The 23583-nt window shown below is 69.7% G+C and carries 24 protein-coding genes and 3 pseudogenes; 12 read left to right on the top strand and 15 right to left on the bottom strand.

Features of this window, described 5'->3' with window-relative positions:
* Window positions 1-43: 43 nt before the first annotated feature.
* The 11 genes and pseudogenes from recO to AOZ06_RS12050 all read right to left on the bottom strand — a co-directional run bounded on the left by recO (window position 44) and on the right by AOZ06_RS12050 (window position 7533).
* Entirely contained in the window at window positions 44-781 is a 738-nt protein-coding gene (gene recO / locus AOZ06_RS12090) for a DNA repair protein RecO (protein ID WP_054289522.1), read from the bottom strand.
* Between the two features lie 27 nt (window positions 782-808).
* Window positions 809-1240 carry a CD225/dispanin family protein gene (locus AOZ06_RS12085; RefSeq protein ID WP_054289521.1) on the bottom strand — a complete coding sequence of 144 codons (432 nt, stop codon included), beginning with the start codon at window positions 1238-1240 and terminating at the stop codon, window positions 809-811.
* Window positions 1241-1311: 71 nt separating this feature from the next.
* Window positions 1312-1746, bottom strand: coding sequence for an RDD family protein (locus tag AOZ06_RS12080; RefSeq protein WP_054289520.1), 435 nt, complete (start codon window positions 1744-1746; stop codon window positions 1312-1314).
* Entirely contained in the window at window positions 1746-2645 is a 900-nt protein-coding gene (gene era, locus AOZ06_RS12075) for a GTPase Era (RefSeq protein WP_054296596.1), read from the bottom strand. The genes AOZ06_RS12080 and era overlap by 1 nt, the downstream gene beginning before the upstream one ends.
* 20 nt (window positions 2646-2665) lie before the next feature.
* Window positions 2666-2989 (bottom strand): hypothetical protein, encoded by a 324-nt coding sequence (locus tag AOZ06_RS12070; protein ID WP_054289519.1) that lies wholly within the window; start codon window positions 2987-2989, stop codon window positions 2666-2668.
* Window positions 2982-4298 carry a hemolysin family protein gene (locus AOZ06_RS12065; RefSeq protein ID WP_054289518.1) on the bottom strand — a complete coding sequence of 439 codons (1317 nt, stop codon included), beginning with the start codon at window positions 4296-4298 and terminating at the stop codon, window positions 2982-2984. The genes AOZ06_RS12070 and AOZ06_RS12065 overlap by 8 nt, the downstream gene beginning before the upstream one ends.
* A gap of 14 nt (window positions 4299-4312) precedes the next feature.
* The gene (gene ybeY / locus AOZ06_RS12060; RefSeq protein WP_054289517.1) at window positions 4313-4861 is read right to left on the bottom strand and encodes an rRNA maturation RNase YbeY; all 549 of its coding nucleotides are present in this window, start codon (window positions 4859-4861) and stop codon (window positions 4313-4315) included.
* A 12-nt stretch (window positions 4862-4873) separates the two neighbouring features.
* Window positions 4874-5215, bottom strand: a pseudogene (locus AOZ06_RS59830) (PhoH family protein); the annotation flags it as partial.
* Between the two features lie 270 nt (window positions 5216-5485).
* A pseudogene (locus AOZ06_RS59825) lies at window positions 5486-5944 on the bottom strand (LAGLIDADG family homing endonuclease); the annotation flags it as partial.
* 351 nt (window positions 5945-6295) lie between these two features.
* Window positions 6296-7003 (bottom strand): annotated as a pseudogene (locus AOZ06_RS59820) (PhoH family protein); the annotation flags it as partial.
* Between the two features lie 179 nt (window positions 7004-7182).
* On the bottom strand, window positions 7183-7533 hold the full coding sequence (locus tag AOZ06_RS12050) for a histidine triad nucleotide-binding protein (RefSeq protein WP_054289515.1): 351 nt from the start codon (window positions 7531-7533) through the stop codon (window positions 7183-7185).
* A gap of 492 nt (window positions 7534-8025) precedes the next feature.
* On the opposite strand from AOZ06_RS12050, the gene AOZ06_RS12045 reads away from it, so the two are divergent.
* The 4 genes from AOZ06_RS12045 (at window position 8026) to AOZ06_RS12030 (ending at window position 12417) form a co-directional block, all read left to right on the top strand.
* Window positions 8026-9504, top strand: a complete 1479-nt coding sequence (locus AOZ06_RS12045) for an alpha/beta hydrolase (RefSeq protein WP_157232982.1) — start codon at window positions 8026-8028, stop codon at window positions 9502-9504.
* A 63-nt stretch (window positions 9505-9567) separates the two neighbouring features.
* Complete coding sequence (locus tag AOZ06_RS12040) at window positions 9568-10668, top strand: sensor histidine kinase (RefSeq protein WP_054289514.1); 1101 nt, start codon at window positions 9568-9570, stop codon at window positions 10666-10668.
* Window positions 10658-11779: a hypothetical protein gene (locus AOZ06_RS12035; RefSeq protein WP_054289513.1), complete on the top strand. Its 1122-nt coding sequence runs from the start codon at window positions 10658-10660 to the stop codon at window positions 11777-11779. Before AOZ06_RS12040 ends, AOZ06_RS12035 begins: the two co-directional genes overlap by 11 nt.
* The gene (locus AOZ06_RS12030) at window positions 11776-12417 is read left to right on the top strand and encodes a response regulator transcription factor (protein ID WP_335338384.1); all 642 of its coding nucleotides are present in this window, start codon (window positions 11776-11778) and stop codon (window positions 12415-12417) included. The genes AOZ06_RS12035 and AOZ06_RS12030 overlap by 4 nt, the downstream gene beginning before the upstream one ends.
* A 71-nt stretch (window positions 12418-12488) precedes the next feature.
* Here AOZ06_RS12030 and AOZ06_RS12025 read toward each other — a convergent pair whose 3' ends face one another.
* The 3 genes from AOZ06_RS12025 to hrcA form a co-directional block, all read right to left on the bottom strand.
* Complete coding sequence (locus tag AOZ06_RS12025) at window positions 12489-13223, bottom strand: 16S rRNA (uracil(1498)-N(3))-methyltransferase (RefSeq protein ID WP_054289512.1); 735 nt, start codon at window positions 13221-13223, stop codon at window positions 12489-12491.
* Window positions 13224-13231: 8 nt separating this feature from the next.
* A complete protein-coding gene (gene dnaJ / locus AOZ06_RS12020; RefSeq protein ID WP_054296593.1) occupies window positions 13232-14383 on the bottom strand; it encodes a molecular chaperone DnaJ in 1152 nt (383 codons plus the stop codon).
* Between the two features lie 70 nt (window positions 14384-14453).
* A complete protein-coding gene (gene hrcA / locus AOZ06_RS12015) occupies window positions 14454-15476 on the bottom strand; it encodes a heat-inducible transcriptional repressor HrcA (RefSeq protein WP_054289511.1) in 1023 nt (340 codons plus the stop codon).
* Between the two features lie 243 nt (window positions 15477-15719).
* On the opposite strand from hrcA, the gene AOZ06_RS12010 reads away from it, so the two are divergent.
* The 7 genes from AOZ06_RS12010 (at window position 15720) to AOZ06_RS11980 (ending at window position 21308) form a co-directional block, all read left to right on the top strand.
* Window positions 15720-16415: a hypothetical protein gene (locus tag AOZ06_RS12010; protein ID WP_054289510.1), complete on the top strand. Its 696-nt coding sequence runs from the start codon at window positions 15720-15722 to the stop codon at window positions 16413-16415.
* 88 nt (window positions 16416-16503) lie between these two features.
* Window positions 16504-17604, top strand: a complete 1101-nt coding sequence (locus AOZ06_RS12005; protein WP_169798906.1) for a helix-turn-helix domain-containing protein — start codon at window positions 16504-16506, stop codon at window positions 17602-17604.
* A gap of 170 nt (window positions 17605-17774) precedes the next feature.
* Window positions 17775-18605, top strand: a complete 831-nt coding sequence (gene kduI / locus AOZ06_RS12000) for a 5-dehydro-4-deoxy-D-glucuronate isomerase (RefSeq protein WP_054289508.1) — start codon at window positions 17775-17777, stop codon at window positions 18603-18605.
* On the top strand, window positions 18602-19369 hold the full coding sequence (locus tag AOZ06_RS11995; protein WP_054289507.1) for an SDR family oxidoreductase: 768 nt from the start codon (window positions 18602-18604) through the stop codon (window positions 19367-19369). The genes kduI and AOZ06_RS11995 overlap by 4 nt, the downstream gene beginning before the upstream one ends.
* Window positions 19347-20204: an IclR family transcriptional regulator gene (locus AOZ06_RS11990; protein ID WP_083471640.1), complete on the top strand. Its 858-nt coding sequence runs from the start codon at window positions 19347-19349 to the stop codon at window positions 20202-20204. Before AOZ06_RS11995 ends, AOZ06_RS11990 begins: the two co-directional genes overlap by 23 nt.
* Before the next feature lie 64 nt (window positions 20205-20268).
* Window positions 20269-20814: an L-lactate permease gene (locus AOZ06_RS11985; protein WP_054289506.1), complete on the top strand. Its 546-nt coding sequence runs from the start codon at window positions 20269-20271 to the stop codon at window positions 20812-20814.
* The gene (locus AOZ06_RS11980) at window positions 20811-21308 is read left to right on the top strand and encodes a hypothetical protein (RefSeq protein ID WP_157232981.1); all 498 of its coding nucleotides are present in this window, start codon (window positions 20811-20813) and stop codon (window positions 21306-21308) included. The genes AOZ06_RS11985 and AOZ06_RS11980 overlap by 4 nt, the downstream gene beginning before the upstream one ends.
* A gap of 1 nt (window position 21309) precedes the next feature.
* Here AOZ06_RS11980 and AOZ06_RS11975 read toward each other — a convergent pair whose 3' ends face one another.
* Window positions 21310-22806, bottom strand: coding sequence for an FAD-dependent monooxygenase (locus AOZ06_RS11975; protein ID WP_054296591.1), 1497 nt, complete (start codon window positions 22804-22806; stop codon window positions 21310-21312).
* An 82-nt stretch (window positions 22807-22888) separates the two neighbouring features.
* On the opposite strand from AOZ06_RS11975, the gene AOZ06_RS11970 reads away from it, so the two are divergent.
* A complete protein-coding gene (locus AOZ06_RS11970) occupies window positions 22889-23581 on the top strand; it encodes a TetR/AcrR family transcriptional regulator (RefSeq protein WP_063810024.1) in 693 nt (230 codons plus the stop codon).
* Window positions 23582-23583: the final 2 nt, after the last annotated feature.

Below are 23583 nucleotides of genomic sequence, written 5' to 3'. Positions count from 1 at the left end.
GAAGTTGTGCGTGACAAGGGCAACACCCGGAGTAGCGGGCGAGTCAGTATGATTTGCGTTCAACAAGGGGCAGTGACCGGAGCTGACGCTCCAGGTGCCACTGCAGATGCGCGGCCACCAGACCGCTGACTTCGCGGCGGGCGCCAGGGGTGGACAGGTCCGCCGTGTCCCAGACGCCGTGCATCAGCGCGTCCATCAGCACGAAGGAATCCTGCGCCGGGCTCGCCGAACCAGGCGGACGGCACACCGCGCACACAGCGCCACCCGCGGGCACGCTGAAAGCCTGATGCGGTCCGGGCGTGCCGCACTTGGCGCACTCGAACACCGCGGGCGCCCAGCCCGCGAACGCCATCGCCCGCATCAGGAACGCGTCCAGCAGCAGCGACGGATCGCGTTCACCCGCCGACAAAGCCCGTAAGCAACCGGCCACCAGCATGTAGAGCCGCAGAACGGGCTCGCCCTCTTCGGCCGAGAGACGCTCGGCCGTCTCCAGCACCGCGCAGGCCGCCGTGTAGCGCTGGTAGTCGTCGACGAGTTTCGGCGCGAAGGCGTCGACCGTCTCGACCTGGGTGATCACGTCGAGCGTCCGGCCGGTGTAGCACTGCACGTCTACGTGGCAGAACGGTTCGAGGCGGGCCCCGAACCGGGATGTCGTGCGTCGCACGCCTTTGGCCACCGCGCGGAGCTTGCCGTGGCGGCGGGTGATCATCGTGATGATCCGGTCGGCCTCGCCGAGTTTCTGCACACGCAGCACCACGCCGGTGTCGCGGTACAGAGTCACCTGGTCATTATCGCATCCACCACGGGGTCAGTACCGGCTGATCAGGCTGACGAAGATGCCGAAGAACACGAACATGAAGATGACCGAGAACGCGCCGATCACGGTGGCGATCACGCACAGCGTCTTGGTGGACTCCGACGCCTGCCTGGCCAGTTCCGGCTGGCCCATCGCCCAGTACCGCTCGACCTGGCCGGACTTGACCAGCGCCGCGATCGCCACCGGCCAGAACAGGAAGATCGAGCCGATCGCCCAGCCGAGGTAGTTCGGCGGCGGGGGCTGCTGGGGCGGGTATGCCGCGTACCCGTACGGCGGCGGGTATCCCGGTTGCGGGTAACCCATCGGCGGGTAGCCCGCCTGTTGCGGGTAGGGCGCGAACTGCGGGGAGGACGCCTGGGGCTGCGGACCGGGCTGGGCGCTCTGGAACTCCGGCGGCACCGGATCCTGTGGCCGTTCGCTCATCGCTCACTCCCCCTGCCCTGTCGCCGCAAGGATCCCAGAAAATCACGCGGCGCGGGGGTGAATGGCGCAACTCAGGCAGCGACGACGACCGTCGCGGCCAGCCGGTCGTGCCCGCCGCGATTGGCGCGTTCGTCGAACAACGCCGTTACGGCTGGCATCAAGTAAAACGGTACGCCCAGGACCGCGCGGATCAAAGCCGGGACGAAACCGGGCGGACGCCCGGTCCGCATCCGGACGACCTTGATGCGCATCAGCCGTTTCCCAGGCGTGGCGCCGGTCCCCGCGGTCAGCGCGGTGTCGTAGACCACCAGCGCGACCTGGGTGACCGCGAGCACGGTCAGGAAGCTGTCCGGCACGACAACGGCGAGGACCACGTACACCGGCAGGAACACGATCACGATGTCGGCCAGCTTGGCCAGGATCCGGCCGCCGAGCGGGGCGAGCAGGGCTTCGCCGAGCTCGCCGGCCGCGACGGGCCGGACGTCGGCCCGGTGCCGTCCGAGCATCAGAAACCCAGCCGCCGCAACTGCTTCGGGTCGCGCTGCCAGTCCTTGGCGACCTTCACGTGCAGGTCGAGGTAGACCTTCGCGCCCAGCAGCGCCTCGATCTGGGCACGGGCCGCGGTGCCGACCTTCTTGAGCCGCTCGCCCTTGTGCCCCAGGATGATGCCCTTCTGGCTCGGGCGCTCCACGTACAGCTCGGCGTGCACGTCGATCAGGTCGTCCCGGCCTTCCCGGAACGCCATCTCCTCGACCACCACCGCGATCGAGTGCGGCAGCTCGTCCCGCACGCCCTCCAGCGCGGCCTCCCGCACGAGCTCGGCGACCAGCGTCACCTCGGGCTCGTCGGTCAGCTCGCCCTCGGGGTACAGCGGCGGCCCGTCCGGCAGCTGGGTGACCAGCAGGTCCGACAGCTGCTCGACCTGGTAGCCGTTCACCGCGGACACCGGGATGAACTCGGCGAAGTCCATCAGCTCCTGCGCGGCGACCAGCTGCTCGGCGACCTGCGCCTGGCCGACCAGGTCGGTCTTGGTGACCACGCCGATCACCGGCGTGCGCTTGGACACCTTCGACAGCTGCTGCGCGATGAACCGGTCACCCGGCCCGATCTTCTGGTCGGCGGGCAGGCAGAAGCCGATGACGTCCACTTCGGACCACGTCGACATGACGACGTCGTTGAGCCGCTGGCCGAGCAGGGTGCGCGGCCGGTGCAGGCCGGGTGTGTCCACGATGATCAGCTGGGCGTCCGGCCGGTGCACGATGCCGCGGATGGCGTGCCTGGTGGTCTGCGGCTTGCTGGAGGTGATCGCGACCTTCGTACCGACCAGCGCGTTGGTCAGCGTGGACTTGCCCGCGTTCGGGCGACCCACGAAACACGCGAAACCTGACCTGTGGCCGTCGGGAATGTTCACCCCGCCATTGTCGCCTACGCGAGCTCACCCTTGGCATTGGCTCGCAGCACGGGCGCCGACGGCGCCAGGTCGTGCACCGCGGCCAGCGAATCCGCGTCCACTGAGTCCGCGTCGGTGACCACGGCGGCGGCTTCGAGACCGTCGGCACCGCTGGCCACGGCCGCGGCGACCGCGGCCTGCAGCGCGGTGAGCTTCAGCGACGGCAGCGCGACCGTGCACGCCGAGTACGTCCGGCCCATCGTGTCCCGAACCGCCGCGCCCTCCGCGGCGCCGGTCCGCGCCCTGGCCGACCGCGCCAGCGTGATGATCTTGCTGTCCTCCTGGTCGAGCTCAGCCACGCTCGCCGCTCCCTTCCTTCACCGGTACATCGTCAAGCGACTTGGCCGAACGGCACACCACGACGGTGGTGATCCGCATCCGGCCGCGGTTGTCCTTGCCGCCCTCGGCGCGCATCCGCAGCCCGGCGACCTCGGCCTCGGCGCCCGGCAGCGGCACCCGGCCGAGGCTCTGGGCCAGCAGGCCGCCGACGGTCTCCACGTCCAGGTCGTCGAACTCGGCACCGAACAGCTCGCCGAGGTCCTCCACGGGCAGCCGGGAGCTGACGCGGACCGCGCCGTCCTCGAGGTGCTCGATCGGCGGCCGGTCGTCGGTGTCGGACTCGTCGGTGATCTCACCGACGATCTCCTCGATGATGTCCTCGATGGTCAGCAGCCCCGCCGTGCCGCCGTACTCGTCGACCGCGATCGCCATGTGGTTGCGCGACAGCTGCATCTCCTTGAGCAGGTCGTCCAGCCGTTTGGTGTCCGGGACGAACTCGGCTGGCCGCATCACCTCGTGCACCTGGCGTGCCGCGTCGCCGCTGTCGACGACCTGCTTGACCAGGTCCTTGAGGTTCACCACGCCGACGATGTCGTCGACGCTCTCGCCGATCACCGGCAGCCGGGTGAACCCGGTGCGCAGCGACAGCGCAAGCGCTTGCCTGACGGACTTCGCCTGCTCGATCCAGATGATCTCGGTACGCGGCACCATCACCTCGCGCGCGATGGTCGCCCGCAGCTCGAAGACGGAGTGGATCATCTCCCGCTCGTCCTCGTCCACCACGCCGCGTTCCCCGGCGAGGTCGACCAGTTCGCGCAGCTCCACTTCGGACGAGAACGGGCCCTCCCGGAAGCCCTTGCCCGGCGTGATCGCGTTACCGATCACGATGAGCAGGCGGCTCAACGGCCCGAGCACCAGCCCGAGGGCACGCACGGGCGCCGCGGCGACCAGGCCGACCGCGTACGGGTGCTGACGGCCCAGGGTCCTCGGACCGACACCGACCAGCACGTACGACACGACGACCATGCCGACGCCTGCGATCAGCACGGCCAGGCCGTCCGGCTGGATCAGGTTGAGGCAGGCGACGGTGAACAGCACCGTCGCCACGAGCTCACAGGCCAGCCGCAACAGCAACAGCAGGTTCACGTGCCGCGGCCGGTCGCTGACCACGTACAGCAGCTGACGCGCCCCGGCACGGCCCGCGCGGACCAGCCCTTCGACACGCGCACGGGAAACCGCGCTCAGCGCCGCGTCGGCCGCGGCGAACAGTCCCGCGAACAGCACCAGCAACACCGCGACTACGAGCAGCGTGGCGGAGTTCGACGTCACCGCGAGGCCTCAATTCAGTTATGGGGGCGTTTCGGCTCGTCCAGCCCGACCGCGCCGAGCACCTTGTCGTCGGCGGTGCGCTGGACCGCGAGCCGTCTGGCCTCGGCCCGCGCCACCCGGAAGTCCGCCAGGATCCTGTTCTGCAGCGAGAACATCTCCCGTTCCTCGGCGGGCTCGGCGTGGTCGTAGCCGAGCAGGTGCAGGCAGCCGTGCACGGTCAGCAGGTGCAGCTCGTCCAGCAGGCTGTGGCCGGCCTTGCGCGCCTGGTCCTTGGCGAACGCCGGGCACAGCACGATGTCGCCGAGCAGCGCCGGGCCCGCCTCGGAGGCGTCCGGGCGGCGCACGGAATCCAGCTCGTCCTGCGGGAAGGCCATCACGTCGGTCGGACCGGGCAGGTCCATCCAGCGCTCGTGCAGGTCGGCCATGACGTCGAGGTCGACGAGCATGATCGACAGTTCGGCGAGCCTGCTCACGCCCATCCGGTCGAGGGCGAACCGGGCAGCGGCGACGATCGTCGCGTCGTCGACCGCCACGCCGGACTCGTTGGCTATCTCGATACTCACTTGCTCAGAACCTCACCGACCACGGCGGTGGTCGCTCCCGGTACGCGGCTTGCGGATCTCCGTCTTGTCCTCGTCGACCTGCCAGCGCTCGTACGCGTCGACGATGTCGGCGACGAGCTTGTGGCGGACCACGTCCGCGCTGGTCAGCGTCGAGAAGTGGACGTCGTCCACGCCTTCGAGGATATCCCGCACCACTTTCAGCCCGCTGCGCTGCCCACCGGGCAGGTCGACCTGGGTGACGTCACCGGTCACGACGATCTTGGACGAGAACCCCAGCCTGGTCAGGAACATCTTCATCTGTTCCGGCGTGGTGTTCTGCGCCTCGTCCAGGATGATGAACGCGTCGTTGAGCGTGTTGTGCGTCAGCAGGTAGTCCTCGGTGACGTACAGCGAGTCGGCCGCCGCCACCTGGATGCACACAGCCTTCGCGCGACCAGCGGGCTCGATGCTGTCGATGTGCCGCATCGGACGCCCGCCACCGCCGGCCGCGTGGTACTTCTCCCGCTTGCGGGCGAGCCGGAAGGGCTCGATGCCCGTTGGAAGGCGGAGGTCGACGATGTGTGCGTCCTGGCGGTATGCGACATCGCGGCCATTGGCACGACCGGGCTGCCGGCCTTTCGCTGGGCGGACTCGCGTGTAGGCGACACCGCCGAGCGACCGGACCAGTTGAGTCACGCCATCCCTGAGCGCGGGCGATGTGGTCACGTACTGAATGCGACAGGTCCGATCCAGTTGGGTGACCGGGCCACCATCGCTGTCGAGGAGTCCCTGCAGCACGCCGAGGCGGACGTCGGTGGTGTTCTGGAGGTAGACATCCGGGATGAACTTCGCGTGCGACCTCGTGCCGAGCAGGTTGAGCGAACGGAGGGCCCTGGTCACCGGGTTCTCCAGCGTGATGACGTCGCCCGGCTCCCGCACCCGGTTCAGGACGTGCTCCTGGTCGCCCTTCCGCCGCACCGTCGTGTCAGGCAGTGCGGATTCCAGCGCTTCAGCGAGTTCCGGATCATCGGTGGCGAAGGACGGCGTGGCCGAACCCGTCAAGCAGCCGTCGCCCAGCAACAGGCCAAGGGCATACGGATCCATCGGGACGTTCTGCTCGGGATGGCACACGGGCGACGACAGCACCGGCAGCTCATAACGCCGGGCGTGCGCGGCGCGCAGTCTGCCGATCATCTCCTTGGTCTGAAGCACTCGCCAAGGCTTGTTCCGGCGTCGGTCCGAAGCAGTCCGGACCGTCCAGAGGTGCTCACCACAGCAGAGCACCGAGGCCCCGTCCTGAGCTGTGACGCGGTAGATGTCCTTCTCGCCCTGTGGGTACACGCCCAACACGGGCGTCGGTTCGCCATTCGATCCGATGACCAGATCGCCGACCGACAGTTCGCCAATCGGGCGGAACCCATCCGGCGTGAGCACCTTCGTGGACACCGGTTGCGCCCGGCCACGCATGTACGCCAGCGGCGCGACCTCGATCGTGCCCGCCTGCGTCAGCCGCGGGATCGACTCGGGGTCGACCATGTCGTGCAGCGCGTCGTACAACGGCCGCAGGTACGGGTCGATCTTCTCGTAGAGGGTGCCGGGCAGGTAGCCCAGCCGCTCCCCCGCCTCGACCGCCGGCCGGGTCAGGATGATCCGGTTGACCTGCTTGGCCTGCAACGCCTGCACGGCCTTCGCCATCGCCAGGTACGTCTTGCCGGTACCGGCCGGGCCGATGCCGAACACGACGGTGTGCTTGTCGATCGCGTCGACGTAGTGCTTCTGGTTCAGCGTCTTCGGCCGGATCGTGCGGCCGCGCCGGGACAGGATGTCCAGGCTGAGCACCTCGGCCGGGGACTCGGCCGTGCCCGCGGAGAGCATGGCGATCGAGCGCCGGACAGCGTCGGCGGTCAACGGCTGGCCACTGCCCGCGAGCGTGGACAGCTCGGCGAACACGCGCTCGCCGAACGCCACGTCGGCCGGCGTGCCCGACAACGTGACCTCGTTGCCCCGGACGTGCACGTCCGCGGCGATGAGTTCCTCGACGACGCGGAGGTTCTCGTCGCGCGAACCGAGCAGCGACAACAACGCCGCGTCGGGCACGGAGAACCTGGACTGCGCCGGGTGACCGGGCTGGTCTGGCTTGGCGGCGGACGCGCTGGGGTCCACCTGAGATGAGCCGTTCTTCCCGTTGAGGGGAGTCTCGGATGATCGGGCGGCTCCACCCGGTGCGGTACCGGCCACGAGGCCTCTGGCCTGCTTTCTGCGCTGACGCGCCCTGCTAGTCGTTCGTCGCTGACATTGACGATGCTAGCCGCAGGGGGTGGCAAGTCGCAGCGAATACCTGCTCACGGGGTGCCGAAGTGACCCAACTGTGCACCGCCGAGCAGGTGCAGGTGGACGTGGAAAACGGTCTGGCCGGCGTCGGCGCCGGTGTTGAACACCAGGCGGTAGCCGGATTCGGCGAGCCCCTCGGCCTCGGCGACGGCACCGGCGGCGAGCGTGAGGTCGCCGAGCAGCGCGGGCTCGTTCTTGGCCAGATCGACCGCGTCGGTGTAATGCGCGCGGGGAACGATCAGGATGTGCGTCGGCGCCTGCGGGTGAAGATCGCGGAACGCGAACGTGGTCTCGGTCTCGTGCACGGCGGTCGACGGCAATTCACCGGCGACGATCCGGCAGAACAAGCACTCGGAGCTCATGCCCGAAGACTAATAGTCGCCGAACCCCGCATTTCCGCCGTGCCACCGAGCACGAGCGTCCACTCCAGTGGACGCTCGTGAATAGCGAACACCCGGGGCGGGAAGGTGGGTTGACAGGAGGCTTGGACGCTCCGCTGCGGCTGGGCTCGCGCCCGCCGCAGCGGAGCTCCGCCGGACCGAGGGGGGAGGTGTCCGGCGGCCTCTGTGACGCTCTCACGAGCGCCAAGTTCGAAATGGTGCCCAGGTGGACACCAAGGCCAAGGCCTTCGAGGCAGAGCGTAGACCGTCCATCACCAAGTGCGCCACCAGGTCGGAAAAATTGATCTTTCCCGATCACCAGAGCCCTTGGCCGAGTCTACCCGCGTCCAGTGACGCGGAGTGCTCGCGCGCGATTCCTGCAAGGTGGAAGGATGGCTCACCGTGCGCATGACTTCTGGGGGTGTCGTGGCGCGTTTCGCCGTTGTGGCGAGCGCTGTCGCGACCATCTGTTCCATGGTTCCGATTGCCGCCGCCGAGCCGCCGCCGGCCACTGAACCCACGCTGACCTGGTCGGACTGTGCCGACGGTTTTCAGTGCTCCACGCTCTCGGTGCCGTTGGACCACGACAAGCCGTTCGGTTCGAGGATTGGTCTCGCTGTCATCCGGTTACCCGCGAGCGATCAGGCCAAACGGATCGGTTCGCTGTTCGTGAACTTCGGCGGGCCCGGTGCCGGTGGTTTGCAACGGCTCAGGGAACGGGCCAAATGGCCATGGCTGTTCTCCGGCGAGTTGCGTTCCCGCTTCGATCTGGTGTCGTGGGATCCGCGCGGGATTGCCGGCAGTGCGGCTGTCCGGTGCTTCGACACGCTCGCCGAGCAGCAGGAGTTCTTCGGAGAATTCCCCGAAATGCCGGTCACCCCCGCGGGTGAGTCGCCGTTCTACGCGAAGTCCGCGGAACTGGCCGGCCGCTGTGCGCGCAAGGCCGGTCCGATCCAGCGGCACGCCTCGACGGCGAACACCGCGCGCGATCTGGATCTGCTGCGCCGGGCGGTCGGCGAGGAGAAGATCAGCTACCACGGCATCTCCTACGGCACGCATCTCGGCGCCGTCTACGCCAACCTGTTCCCGAACCGGATCAGGGCGATGGTGTTCGACGGATCGATGGACTTCCACGGCAACGCGGTCGGCCACGGCGGCAGCGGCACCACCGTCCCGCTGGACACCAGGCAGGACGTGGCACGCGGGATCGCCGAGACGCACGAGCAGTTCCTGCGGCTGTGCGCGGGCAGCGGCCCGAAGTGCGCGTTCTCCGGCGGCGACCCGAAGGCCAAGTACGCGGCGATCGCCGAACGCGCCCGGCGCGGCCCGATCACCATCGAGGGCGACGACGGGCCGGAAACATGGACGTGGTCGGGGATCTCGAACGTGGCGTGGGACTACGCCACGGTCAGCTCGTGGCCGGACATCGCCAAGCTGTACCAGCGTTTGTACGACGCCAAGGACACCGCCGCCGCCACACGGGCCGCCGCGGTGAAACGTGAGCCGTACACGTCCAACCGGACAGAGGCGTTCAACGCGATCCAGTGCACCGACAGCAACTTCCCCACCGACCCCGCTGTGTACAGCCGGTACGCGGTGTCGGAGGACAAGCGGATCCCGTACTTCGGGCGCCTGGCGGTGTTCGACATGATGAGCTGCGCCTACTGGCAGGCCAAGGACACCGACCGGTACACCGGCCCGTGGAACCGCTGGACCTCAGCCGAGATCCTGGTGATCAACAACCGGTACGACCCGTCGACGCCGTTGCACGGCGCGCGGGACGGGGCGCGGGAACTCGCCAGGGCAAGGGTTTTCGTGACCGAGGGCTACGGCCACTCCAGCATGCTCGCGCCGAGCACCTGCACCGAGCAGATCAAGCGGGAGTACCTGGTCTCGGGCACGTTCCCGGCCGCGGGCAAGGTCTGCTCGCTGGACGCCAACCCCTTCGGCTGATCCCCACCGGTTACCACGGTCCCATCCCGTCTCCGCCAAGCGCGAAGATGGGATGCTTGCCGTGTGCTGGGGGCGGTCGAGCAGAACCTGCGGCGGGTGAGCCGCCAGATCGTCGCCTCTCTTCGCGCCGCCGTTCTCGTGGGTGTCACCGTCATCGCGGTGCTGCGGGCGGGACCGGAGTTGTGGTGGGTGGCGGCGGTTGTCGTCGCATGGAGCGCGTTGTTCCTCCTGTGCCGCGACAAGGCGTGGATCGTGCCCGCGGACACGGCCTTCGTCGTGGCGCTGTGCCTCGCCCAGCCGTGGCTCGTAGACGCGGACGACCTGAGCACCAGCACGAACTGGGTGCTCACCGCGGTTTCCGTGACCGCGGTGGCGCACCAGTGGTACGTCGGGATCGGTGCGGCGAGCGTGTCCGTCACGGCGATGATCGCCGCGTACCTGACAGGCGTGTGGCTGGCCGATCCTGACCAATGGCTGACAGCGCTGCCGATCGGGATATGGACCTACGGCGAGGCGACGGCGTCGCGTGCGCTCGCGCTGTTGCTGCGATCCGGGGCACGCGCGGTCGACCGGACCGCCGCGCAGCTGGAACAAACGCGACGGGACACCGCGGTCGCCGTCGCCAGGCGAGCCGAGGAACGCCACCACCTCGCCGCGCTGCACGACACCGCAGCGGCCACGCTGCTCGCCGCGGGGTACGGCATGGTGCGCGGCAACGAACCGTGGCTGGCCGAGCAGGCCGCGAGGGACATCCGCGTGCTGACCGAACAGCCCGAGGAACCCGTTGGCGTGCTTGATCTTGTGGACGTCCTTGCCGACGTCACGCGGTTCAGCCCGCTGACCGTGCAGGTCAGCGGACCGGAGTCGGTGCCTGTGCCCGCCGGGCCCGCGCTGGAGATCGGGCAGTGCGTCCGGGAGGCACTGACGAACGTGGCACGGCACTCGGGTGCCGACAGCGCCGAGATCCGCACCGAGTCGTCGCCGGTCACCGTGCGGGTCGTCGACCGGGGCAGAGGGTTCGACCCGGCGGCCGTGTCCGTGCACCGGCGTGGCATCTCAGGCTCCATTGTGGAACGGATGCGGCGCGCGGGCGGCACGGCGGCGGTGTTGTCCGAGCCCGGCGCGGGCACGACAGTGCGGCTGGTGTGGCCCCATGACGGGTGAACCGGTTGAGGACACGGTCCGGGATCTCACGGTTTCCCGGCTGTCGCGTGGTTTCCGGCTGGCGAACCTGGTGATCGTGCTGGTCACCCTGCTCGGTCTCGCGTTGCCGTCGCTGCTGTCGAGCGCGGACGTGTACGACAGCTTCGCCACGCAGGTCATCGCGTTCGCCACGCAGGTTCTGGTCACTGTCTTCGCCGGCTTGCGCATCCGGCACGAGCGGCTCGGCGACACGACACGCTGGGCGCTGCTCGTCGTGAGCGTCGCCTCCTACCTGGTGTCGACCACCGGGGTGCCGGCCTCGCACCAGGTCGCCCAGGAGACCGACTGGTCGTTCGGTGTGATCGGCTGGCTCGGGATCCTGCTGCTGCTCGACCGGACTGTGCCCGGCACAGTGCTGTTCCTGGCCGGTGTCAACGTCTTCAGCACCGGGTACCTGGTCGTCATCGGCGAGGACGTGCTCCGGTTCGGGGTCGGCGCGATCCTGGTGTTCGGGTTCCAGCTCGCGGTCGTGGCGGCGGCGGGAACGCTTCGCCGGTTCGCCGAGAGCGCGAGCGCGGCCGTGCGCGACGCCCAGCGGCTGCGGACCGCGCAGGCCGTTGCCGACCAGGTGCAGTCGGACCGCAAGGCGCGGTACGCGGGCCTCGCCGAAACCACCGTTCCACTGCTCAGCGACCTGGCCACCGGGCGGGCGGACCTGACCGACGAGCGGACACGAGCCCGGTACGCCGTCGAGGCGGCCAGGATGCGGCGGCTCTTCGCCGAGACCGACGAGGTCCCCGATCCCCTTGTGCACGAACTGAAAGCGTGCGTCGACGTCGCGGAACGCCGGGGCATCGCGGTCCACCTGGACACGTGGGGCGAGCATCCGCCGCCGCCGGTGGAGATCCGCCGTAGGCTGATCGAACCGGTCATGCGGACACTCGCCACAGCCGCCACGGAGCCGGGGACCAGCGCACGCGTCACCGTGCTCGGTTCGGGGAACGCGGTGACTGTCAGCATCGTCATACCGGGGGTCGTCACGCAGGAAGTCGTCACGGACGCCCCGCCGGTGACCGTGCACACGACGACCGCCGACGGGATGATCTGGGTGGAGGCAAGGTGGTGGACGTGATCAGCGCGGTCATCGTCGACGACCACCCGGCGATCGCGGCCGGCATCGGGGTGTGGTGTGCCGCGGCGGACCCGCCTGTCCGCGTGGTCGATTCCGGCAGCACGCCCGCGGTCGCGTGGACCGGTCCGGGTGGCGACGCCGACGTGGTCGTGTTCGACCTCCAGCTGGGCGGCCAGGTCCCGGCCTACCGCGACCTGCGGCACCTGGTCGACGCGGGCAGGCAGGTGGTCGTGTACTCCATGCGCGACGACCAGGAGACCGTGCTGACGTGCCTGGACATCGGGGTGTTCGCGTACCTGGGCAAGACCGAGGGGCCCCGGCACCTGGTGCCCGCGATCCAGGCAGCGGGCCAGAACCTGCCCTACACGCCGCCGGTGATGGCTCGCGCGTTCGGCACCGACACCCGCAGCGAACGCCCGCGGCTCACGCCGCGCGAGGTGGACGTGCTGGTGAGCTGGTTCGCTTGTGAGTCCAAGGAAATGGTCGCCCGCAAGCTGGGCATCACCGTGCGGACGGTGAACAGCTACATCGACCGCGCCCGGATCAGGTACGCGCACGCCGGTCGCCCGGCACCGACGAAGGCCGCCTTGGTGGCGCGGGCGATCCAGGACGGCCTCGTCCGGCTGGACGAGTTGTAGCTCACGGAGATTGTGGGGTGAACGACCGTCAACGCACGGCGACCGCCGGGCCTAGCGTGGTCTCGAGGGGGTTACCAGCGGGGGGAGAGGGCGCCGATGGCTCCGAGGGCCACGGCGGCGGCGGTGGAGGCGCGCAGGACGGTCGGACCGAGTCGGACGGCCTGCGCGCCCGCGTCACGCAGCACAGCGATCTCCTCGTCGCTGACGCCGCCTTCCGGGCCGACGACCACGACGATGTCGCCGTGCCGCGGCAACGCGACGTCCGCGATCCGTTGACCGGCTGAGCCTTCGAGCACCAGGCCGAGCGCACCGTCCAGCAGGTCCACCAGGTCCTGCGTACCGACCGGGTCCCGCACTTCGGGTACCCACGGGCGGCGGGCCTGCTTCGCCGCCTCACGGACGGTGTTCCGCCAGCGGGCCAGCGCCTTCTCGCCGCGCGGGCCGTCTTCCCATCTGGCCACGCAGCGGGCCGCGCGCCACGGCACGATCTCGTCCGCGCCCGCCTCGGTGGCCAGTTCCACCGCCAGTTCCCCGCGATCGCCCTTGACCAGCGCTTGCGCGACCACCACGCGCGGCTGCGGCGCGGGCACGTCCGATCGCTCGGTCACCCGCAGCCGCAACGCGTCCCGGCCGACGGGGGCGTCGACGACGCACGTCGCCACGCCACCCGAGCCGTCCGATACCGTCAGGGTTTCACCCGCGCGCAGGCGTTTCACCGTTGCCGCGTGCCTGCCTTCCGGGCCGTCGAGGACGAATTCGCCGCTCTGGGGCAGCGTGTCGACCAGGAACAGCGGTGGTGTGCTCACGGTGGTGGTTACCGGGAGCGGTGCGAGCGCAGCCGCGAGAACAGGCCGCCGCCCTTGCCGTTGGTCGTGGCCAGGCCGCCTTCGTCCTCACCGCGCAGGGACGCCAGTTCCCGCAGTAGTTCCTGCTGGCGTGCGTCCAGGCGCGTCGGCACCTCGACGTCCACGTGCACGTGCAGGTCGCCGCGACCGTCGACCCGGCCGGACTGCCGCAGCTTCGGCATGCCCCGGCCGCTCATCAGCAGCTCGGTCCCGTGCTGTGTGCCGGGTTCGAGCTCCAGTTCCTCGACGCCGTCGAGCGTTTCCAGCGGCAGCACCGCGCCGAGCGCGGCGGTGGTCATCGGGACGCGCAACGTGCAGTGCAGATCCGCTCCCGAGCGTTCGAACGTCGTGTGCGGCTGCTCCTCCACCTCGACGTACAGGTCACCGGCGGGCCCGCCGCCGGGGCCGACCTCGCCCTGGCCGGACAGGCGCACGCGCATGCCGTCCGCGACGCCCGGCGGGACCTTCGCCACGATCGTGCGACGCGAGCGGACACGGCCGTCGCCCGCGCACTGGCGGCACGGGTCCGGGATGACCTCGCCCAGGCCACGGCACACCGGGCACGGCCGCGCGGTCACGACCTGCCCGAGGAACGAGCGCTGGACCGCCTGGATCTCGCCGCGGCCACCGCAGGTCTCGCACACCTCGGGCGCGGTGCCCTCGGCGCAGCCGGACCCGCGGCACAGCTCGCACAGGATCGCGGTGTCGACAGTGAGTTCCCTGCTCACGCCGGTGAGGCACTCCTCAAGCGTGAGCCGCAACCGGATCAGCGCGTCCGCACCGGGCTGCACGCGGCTGCGTGGGCCACGCGTGCCACCTCCGGCCGCGCCGAAGAAGGCGTCCATGATGTCGCCGAGCCCGAACCCGGCGAACGGGTCCCGCATGCCGCCACCACCGGCGGCGTTGTCCAGCGGGTCGCCGCCCATGTCGACGATCTTGCGCTTCTGCGGGTCGGACAGCACCTCGTAGGCGGCCGTCACCTCCTTGAAGCGGTGCTGCGCCTCCTCGTCCGGGTTGACGTCCGGGTGCAGCTCACGCGCGAGCTTGCGGTACGCGCGTTTGATCTCGTCGGCACCGGCGTTGCGCTGCACGCCCAGGATGCCGTAATAGTCCCTGGCCACCTTCGTCATGTCCTCCTGCCGCAGTGCGGTCCGCGGTGTGGCACCGCACCCGGCTCTGCCCCGTTAGTGATCATCGAGCTCTCAGAATCTCCCCGACGTAGTTGGCAACCGCGCGAACCGCGGCGATAGTTCCCGGGTAGTCCATCCGCGTCGGGCCGACGACTCCCATTCCGCCGAGCAGCTCGGTGCCGCCGTAGCCGATGGACACCACCGACGTGCTGCGCATCTGCTCGGCCTCGTTCTCGCCGCCGATGTGCACGGTCACCGTGCCCGCGTCCTGCGCCGAGGCGAGCAGCTTGAGGATGACGACCTGTTCCTCCAGCGCTTCCAGCACCTGGCGCAGTGAACCGGGGAAGTCGGCGACGTTGCGGGTGAGGTTGGCCGTGCCGCCGAGCACCAGCCGCTCCTCCGGGTGGTCGACCAGCGACTCGACCAGCACCGATCCGACGCGGATCATCGCGTCGCGCAGTTCGTTCGGCGCGGCGTCGACCAGTTCGGCGACCTTGACCGCGGCGTCGGTCAGCCGCTGTCCCGCCAGGCTCGAGTTGATCATCGTGCGCATCCGGGCGAGCGTGTCCTCGGTGATCACGTCGCCGAGGTCGACCATCCGCTGGTCCACCCGGCCGGTGTCGGTGATCATCACGAGCATCAGCCGCGCCGGGGTGATCAGCACCAGTTCGATGTGCCGGACGGTCGAGCGGGTCAGCGTCGGGTACTGCACGACGGCGACCTGCCTGGTCAGCTGGGCCAGCAGGCGCACGCTGCGGCGCAGGACGTCGTCGAGGTCGACCGCGCCTTCCAGGAACGTGCCGATCGCCCGGCGCTCGGCCGTGGAGAGCGGCTTGGCCTCGGACAGCCGGTCGACGAACAGGCGGTAGCCCTTGTCGGTCGGGATCCGGCCCGCGCTGGTGTGCGGCTGCATGATGTAGCCGTCCTCCTCCAGCGAGGCCATGTCGTTGCGGACGGTCGCGCTGGACACGCCCAGGTTGTGCCGGTCGACGATCGCCTTCGAGGCCACCGGCTCGTGGTTGGACACGTAGTCGGCGACGATCGCGCGCAGCACTTCGAAACGACGTTCGTCGGCGTTCACCACTGCCCTCCCCGCTCGACTGCTCGTTGAACCTGCCAGTGCGCACCTCAAGTTTACGGAGCGACCCGGTTGGTTCGCGCCACCACTTGGTGCCGGGTGCGTACCCGCCTGTTCGACGGGGGCGGACACCGGTGTCGCGGGCACGACACGCCCATGTCCGGGCCTGCCGAGACGTGACCGGATCGCGTGCGAAAATCAAGTGTAGCGATCACGGTGGCCACAGGATCTCAAGCGGGGTGGGGTGTGATGACAGGCGTCACGATGACGGGCAACGACCAGGCGCACGTGGAGCGGCTGGCCGCGTTGCTGCGGCCGGTCGACCTGCTCGACTTCGTCACGCACGTCTGCCAGTGGCTGCAGGACGCCCACGACGCCGCCGCGGAGCTGCAGCCGGTGCGCAAGAACAACCACCGGGGCACGTGGAGCAACAACACCAGTTTCGGCACGGACCGCTACGAGTACCTGCTGCGCACCGCGCAGTCGCTGAGCGTGGACATCCCCGGCCTCGACGCGGACCCGGCGTTCCAGTCGGTCCTGCTGAAGCTCGACCACGTCGGCGTGTACCAGTTCAACGCGCCCGCGGGCCCGCACGGCTCACTCGGGGACATCAGCGACCTGCGCCGGGAGCTGCTGGCGCCGCAGGAGGACGAGGCGCTGATCGGCAGGCGGGACGCCTGGCTCGACGGCCGGGAGCTGCTCCTGCTGCCGTGGGCGGGCGCCGAGGACGGCGGCCTGACCGACGCGTGGGCCGGCCAGGGCACGCTCACCGACGGGCACATCAGCTGGGACTGGCTCGTGCGGCTGCAGGACATCGCGGCGGTGACCACGTCCGGTCAGGTCCCGTGGCTGGGCAGCCAGTCGGGGCCCACCCTGTTCGACCAGTCACCACCGGAGCTGCCCCTGCGGCCACGAACAGAGCAGCGGCACGGATCCGCTGGGTGACTGCTCGCCCGGCTGCCGCCACTCTCCGTACTGGACCACGATGGTCCTGCGAAGATCGTCTGTTCGCGCACCTCAAGGGAGTTCGACCGTGCACCCGGATGCCTCCGCCGCCGCGCAGGCATTCGCCCCTGCCCGGCTGACGATGGCCAGGGAGCTCGTCGGCTGGCGCAAGCGGGACCTGGCCGAGGCGATCGACCGCACGGCCGCGGCCGTGTCGCAGTACGAGCTCGGCCAGTCGCGGCCCAGCGCCGAGACGTTGTCGCGGTGCGCGGACGTGCTGGACGTGCCGCCGTCGTTCTTCACCGCCGGGCGCCCGCAGTTGCACCTGGACACCGCGCAGGCTCATTTCCGATCGCTGCGGGCGACGACCGCGACCCAGCGGCAGCAGGCGCTGGCACACGTCGAACTGTTGTGGGAAGTGATCGAACAACTCGACCGGGTGATCGAGCTGCCCGCGCTGGATGTCGGCGTGCCGATGGGCATCCCGTACAGCGACCCCGGCCTGACCGCGCGCATGGTCCGCACGGCGTGGGGTGTCGCGATTGGACCGGCCGCGCACCTGGTCCGCAACCTCGAGGCGCGCGGTGTGGTCACCACGCGCATTCCCATGCTGGACAACGACGCCATCGACGCGTTCTCGTCCGCTCTGTCCGGTCGTCCGGTCATCGCGTTGACCTACAAGGGAAACCCGATGCGGCAACGGTTCTCGGTCGCGCACGAACTCGGGCACCTGTTGCTGCACCCGGAACCGGAGCCGGGAAGCCTGCGGCACGAACGCGAGGCGAACGTGTTCGCGGCCGAGTTGCTGATGCCCGCGGCCGAGATCCGCGACCAGCTGCCGACGCCGGTGGACATCGGCGCGCTCAAGGACCTGGCGGACAGCTACGGCGTGTCCACCGCCGCACTGGCCTACCGCGGCAAGGATCTGCAGATCTACAGCGAGTCCACGGTCCGGCGGATCATGGCCACGCTCACCCGGCTCGGCTGGCGCACGCACGAACCGGTCAACTCGGGGTACCCGGGTGAGCAGCCCGAGCTGCTCCGGCTGGCGATCGACCTGGCCGCGGCCAACGGGCTGGCGCTGCCGTCGCTGGCCGCCCGGCTCCACATCGGACTGCCGAGGCTGCGGTCGCTGATCGGGCTGACCGACACGCGACCGCGGCTGCGCCTCATCCACGGCGCGGGTTGATCCCACCTGTTCAGCGCGCCGCGCGAACCGTTCCCACACTGTTTCGACACCGTGTCGACTACCACCCGAATGGACCAGTGGTCTAAACCTTCCCCGAGTTTGGAAAGTTTGTTAACGTTTCAGCCCCGATCAGCGGTTCAGCGCCCCGGCCATCGGTACATGGAGGTGTCGTGGACGTCAGGTACTCGACCGATCCGGCGCGGGCACGCGGCTTCGACACCGCGCAGCTGCGCCGGCACTACCTGGTCGAGGACCTCTTCGTCCCTGGCGAGCTGCGCCTGACCCACAGCCACGACGACCGGGTCTTGCTCGGTGGCGCCGTGCCCGGCACCGAGCCGTTGCGCCTGGAGCCGGACGACACCCTGCGCACGGACCACTTCCGCGAACGGCGCGAGCTGGCGGCTTTCTGCGTCGACGGCCGCGGAGCGGTGATCTGCGACGGTACCGCGTACGAGCTCGAACGGGGAGACCTTGTCCACGTCGGGCGTGGCGCCCGCGAGGTGGCCTTCGCCAGCCGCGACGCGGACAACCCGGCCCGCTTCCACCTCGCCTCCGCGCCCGCGCACCGGCGGCTACCGACCACAGTGGTGCGTTCGGCGGACGTCGCCCCGGTCGGACTCGGCACGCCCGCGTCGGCGAACGAGGGCACGATCAGGCGCTACATCGACGGCACGCCGGTGGAGAGCTGCCAACTGATGCTGGGCTGGACCAAGCCGGCGCCCGGCAGCGTGTGGAACACGATGCCCGCGCACACGCACACGCGGCGCACCGAGTGCTACTTCTACTTCGGCCTCGACGACGAGGCCATGGTGGTGCACCTGCTCGGCGAGCCGGACGAGACGCGGCACGTGATCGTGCGCAACGAGCAGGCGGTGATCTCGCCGAGCTGGTCGGTCCATTCGGGAGCCGCGACCGGCGCGTACTCGTTCATCTGGTTCATGGCCGGTGAGAACTACCGGTTCGACGACATGGACCACGTGGCCATGGCGGACCTGCGATGACGTACGTCGACGAGCTCTTCTCGCTGGCGGGCAGGACCGCGCTGGTGACCGGCGCCCGCACCGGCATCGGCCGGGCGATCGCGGTCGCCATGGCAGGCGCGGGCGCGGACGTGGTGCTGCTCGGCCACGGCGGCGACTTCACACCGGTGCTCGACGAGATCGCCGCGCACGGACGTGGACAGTCCACAGTGGTCACTATGGACCTGTCGGAGCCCGCCGGCGTCGCCACCCGGGCGCGCGAGCTGCTCGCCGAGCGGCGGATCGACATCCTGGTCAACAACGCGGGGATCATCCGGCGGTCCGAGGCGGCCGAGCATTCCTTCGAGGACTGGCGTGCCGTGCTCTCGGTCAACCTCGACTCGGTGTTCGAGCTGACCAAGACCGTCGCCGGGCCGATGCTGCGCCGCCGGTCCGGCAAGATCATCACAATCGCTTCCCTGCTCAGCTTCCAAGGCGGGATCAGGGTTGCCGCGTACACCGCGAGCAAGCACGCGGTTGCGGGGCTGACGAAGACGCTGGCCAGCGAATGGGCAGCAAGCAATGTGCAAGTCAACGCGATAGCCCCCGGCTACTTCGCGACCGGCAACACCGCGGCCCTGCGCGCCGACCCCCAGCGCGACGCCGAGATCACCGCCCGGATCCCGATGGGCCGGTGGGGATCTCCCGACGAGCTGGCCGGTGCCGCGGTCTTCCTTGCCGGACCGGCTTCTGACTACGTAACTGGACACGTATTGGCGGTGGATGGTGGCTGGCTCGCTCGCTGAGAACCTGTACCGAGATGTCGTCCCGGTCAACGGGACGCCCAAGCAGACCCCCGCGCCCAGGGAGGAAGAGGAAACCGACAAGCGCAGCCACACCGGCACGCTGGAACGCGGACTCGCGGTGCTCGAACACGTCGGGCTGCGCCAGGAGATATCCACCAACGCCATCGCCACCCAGCTGGGCCTCTCGCGCAGCGCGATCTACCGGATCGTGCACACGCTCAAGGAACTGGAGTACCTGGAAGCCGACCACGTCACCGGCCGCGTGCGGCTCGGGCCGCGCCTGGTCGAACTCGGGGTGCAGGCCATGGCGTCGACAGACCTGCACAAGGCCGCGCCGCAGTACCTGGCCGGCCTGGCCACCCGCAGCGGTGAGACGATCTTCCTCGCCGTGCCGGACGGCGACGCGATGGTCTACGTCGCCAAGGACAGGGGCGCCAACGCGGTCACCCTGCACTGCCAGCTCGGCACAAGGCGCCCGCAGCACGCGTCCTCCCTCGGCAAGGCATGGCTTTCCGCGCTCGCGCCTGCCGAGCGCGTCGAACGCGTCACCCGGATGCGGCTGGACCGCTTGACGCCCAACACGATCATCGACCGCACCCAGTTACTCGACGAACTCGACCGCAGCGGCAAACGGGGCTGGGCGATCGACAACGTGGAGAACGAGCCGGACGTGGCGTGTGTCGCCGCGTCGATCCGTGACCGCACAGGACAACCCGTCGCCGCGATGAGCATCGCGGGCCCGGCCGGGCGTGTGCTGGCGCGGATCGACGAACTGGGCCAGCTGGTCGCGGACGCGGCCGGGACGTTCTCACGCCGCCTGGGTTACCTGCCGTAGCAGGGATCCGCCGTGATCCACGGACTACCAGACTGCCGGTCCGCTGTCGGCGCTCGTCGCCGCGTTGCCGATCATCGTGCTGCTCGTGACACTGGGCCTGCTGTGCCGCTCGGCGCACCTGTCGGCCGCGCTCGCACTGGCCACCGCGCTCGTCGCGGCGATCGTGGTCTACGCCATGCCGGTCGGCCTCGCGTTCGACTCTGCCGCGATGGGTGTCGCGTTCGGACTGTGCAACGTCGTCTGGATCGCCTGCCACGCCGTCTACTTCCACGACGTCACTGTCGCGACCGGGCGGTTCGACGCGGTCAAGTCCGTGCTCGCCGGGTTCAGCCCGGACCGGCGGCTGCAGGCGCTGCTGATCGCGTTCGCGTTCGGGGCGTTGCTGGAGGGCATCGCGGGCGGCGGGTCGCCGATCGCGATCACCGGCGCGATGATGTTCGCGCTCGGTTTCCCGCCCGTCAAAGCGATCGTGCTGGCGCTGCTGGCCAACACCGCGCCGGTGGCGTTCGACGGGCTCGGCAACCCGCTGATCATCCTCGGCAGGCTGACCGGGCCGGGTGCTCAGCTGGATGATCCCGGCGCGCTGATCACGGTACGGTGGGTGACGTGAAGCCGGGCCTGCTCGTCTCGATCGTCGCCGTGATCGCGCTGATCATCGCGGGCGCGGCGACCATCGTGCTCGCGGCCAACCAGCCGGAGCGCCCCAGGGACTACCCCTACACCAGGGAGACGCGCGATCCCAGCCTGCCGCCGAGGTGCGTGAGCGCGGTCGAGATCTCGTTCCGCACCGACGCCGAGATGGTCAAGGCGTCCAAGGACCTCCAGAACGACACCCGGTTCTACCAGCCGAGCTTCATGACGCAGACGCAGAACTACGAGCGGCTCAAGGTGAGCCTCGCCGACCAGCCGGACCTGCTCAAGGCCTTGCGGCCGGAGGCCGTGCCCGCGACCGCCCATCTGCTGTCGAACTACTCCGACGACGTGGGCTCGCTGGTGGAGAGCGTCAAACACGAATACCCGTCGGCCAAAGTGGTGAACCCGTGTGACCAGCCGGCCAGCTCGTCGAAGCGGCCGGGGCCGATCACCGCCACCCCGCGGCGTTGACTCAGCACAACCGCAGGCTGTGACGTAGCGCACCTTCCAGGTCGCCGTTCGCGTCCGGGGTCCGCCAGGCGACAAAGAAGTCCGGCCGCACCAGAACAGCTCCCGCCTCGGTCACCCCGTACGCCTTCGCCCAGGCAGTGCCGTCGAGCAGATGTGCGGTCAACCCGAGAGCCCCGGCTTTGACGACCCAGTGCGCGGAGCCCGTCAACACCACGAACCCGCGCCCGAACAGCTCGATCGTGGAGGTTCCGTCCGGCAGGACCACGTGCGGCGCACGGGAACCGGGACGACCGGTCGGCTCCGGCTCCAGCAGCTCGCCCTTGTCGCCCGGTTCCAGCACGACGGCATCGCTGACGTGCCGGTAGCCGAAGAACATCATCGACGCCGGGTCGGCGGGTGCCGCGAGCGTGCCGTCGTCCAGCTCGGGAGCCATCCGCTGGACGTAGAAGGTGTACTGCTGCTCGGCGATGTACTTCGAGTACGGCCGCCGCTCGGCCGTGTGGGTGTCGAGCAGACCGGGCCCCGCCTCGCCCTTGATCACCATCGCGAGCTTCCACGCCAGGTGGAAACCGTCCATGACCGCGGTGTTCCCGCCGAAGGCGCCGGTCGGCGGCATCACCCGCACCGCGTCGCCGACCAGGTGGACGCGGCCGGAGCTGAACGAGTCCGCCACCCAGTGCTTGGTGTCGCTGCTCCCGCTCACCTCCAGCAGCCGCACGTCCAGGTCGGGGATGCCCGCGGCGATCCTGATCATCTCGACCCACCGGTCGTCGTCGTACTCGCCCGCTCCGACGCCGAGCGCGTAACGGCCACGCTCATCCGTGCTCACCAACGCGCCGCCCGCGCCGGGCAGCTCCGGGTTCTTCAGGTACACCAAGGCATTGCGCGGCAACACGGACGTCAGATCGGCCGCGAAGATCGCGGCGACGCCCGTGCCGAGCACACCCCGGCCGGTCACGCCGATGCCCAGCGCATGGCGGATCGGGCTGCGGTGGCCGTCCGCGCCGACCAGGTAACCGGCGCGGACGGTCTCCTCCTCCCCCGTGCCCACGTCACGCAGCACCGCCGTGACCCCGCCGTCGTCCTGGGTGAACTCGACGAGCTCGGTCGAGAAACGGACTGCGGCACCGAGTTCGCGAGCGCGTCCGGCCAGGATCGGTTCCATGCGTTCCTGACTGGTGTTGGCCCAGCCCGCTGACGAGAAGGCCGACAGGTCGGGGCCCATGTCGTTGACCAGGATCTCGTTGTAGACGGGCCCGGCCGCCGCCCCAGCGACGATGAGCCGGAACCGGAAGTCCGGCGGCGACGCGTCGGCGACCCGCTGATCGATGCCCGCCAGGCGCAACACCTCCATCGTGTGCGGGAACTGCCCGCGTGCCTTCGGGTGCAAGGACGTCGTGGCGTGCCGTTCGACCACGAGCGACTCCACCCCGTGCAACCCCAGGAACATCGCCGTGGACAGCCCCGACAGACCTGCTCCGACAACCAGGACGCGCATGACCCCTCCAGTTTCGAACACTGTTCGTTTGACGAACACCGTTCTATCCACGATCGTCGTTCGTGTCAAGTAGAGTGCGCTCGTGGAGCTACCGGACCCGCCGTGGCGCACGGCCGCGCGCAAGCCCGTACGACAGCCGTTGAGCCGCGACAAGATCGTCGACACGGCACTGGGCCTGCTGGCGAAGGAAGGCATCGACGCGCTGTCGATGCGCCGGGTCGCCCAGGCGCTGAACACCGGACCGGCGTCGCTGTACGCGCACGTGCAGAACCGCGACGAACTGTGCGAGCTGATGTTCGACCGGATCCTCGGCGAGGTCGAACTCCAGCCGCCCGACCCGGCGAACTGGCGCGCACAGCTCAAACAGCTCTGCTTCGGCCAGGTCGCGGCGATGGTGAAGTACCCGGGGATCGCCTCGGTCGTGATGAACGCGATGATCCCCCTCGGCCCCAACGCGTTGCGGCACGGCGAGGCGATGCTCGCGATCCTGCGCAGCGGCGGCCTGTCCGAACGCCAGGCGGCATGGGCGTTCGACGCGCTCGGCCTGTACGGCAAGGCCTACGCGGTCGAGGTGACCTCGTGGCGTGACGGATCCGAGGAGGAACTCGCTGAGCGTGGCCGCCAGATGGCGGAGTACATGCGATCGTTGCCGGCGGGCACGTTCCCGAACCTGATGGCCATCGGACCGCTGTTCTCGGGCGAGACGGCGCACGAACGCTTCGAGTTCGCGATCGACACCTTCATCGCGGGCCTGGACGCGCTGGCCGGACGGTGACC

Origin of the sequence: Kibdelosporangium phytohabitans, from assembly GCF_001302585.1 — a bacterium.
Lineage (GTDB): Bacteria > Actinomycetota > Actinomycetes > Mycobacteriales > Pseudonocardiaceae > Kibdelosporangium > Kibdelosporangium phytohabitans.
This window is presented reverse-complemented; position numbering and strand designations above follow the sequence as displayed.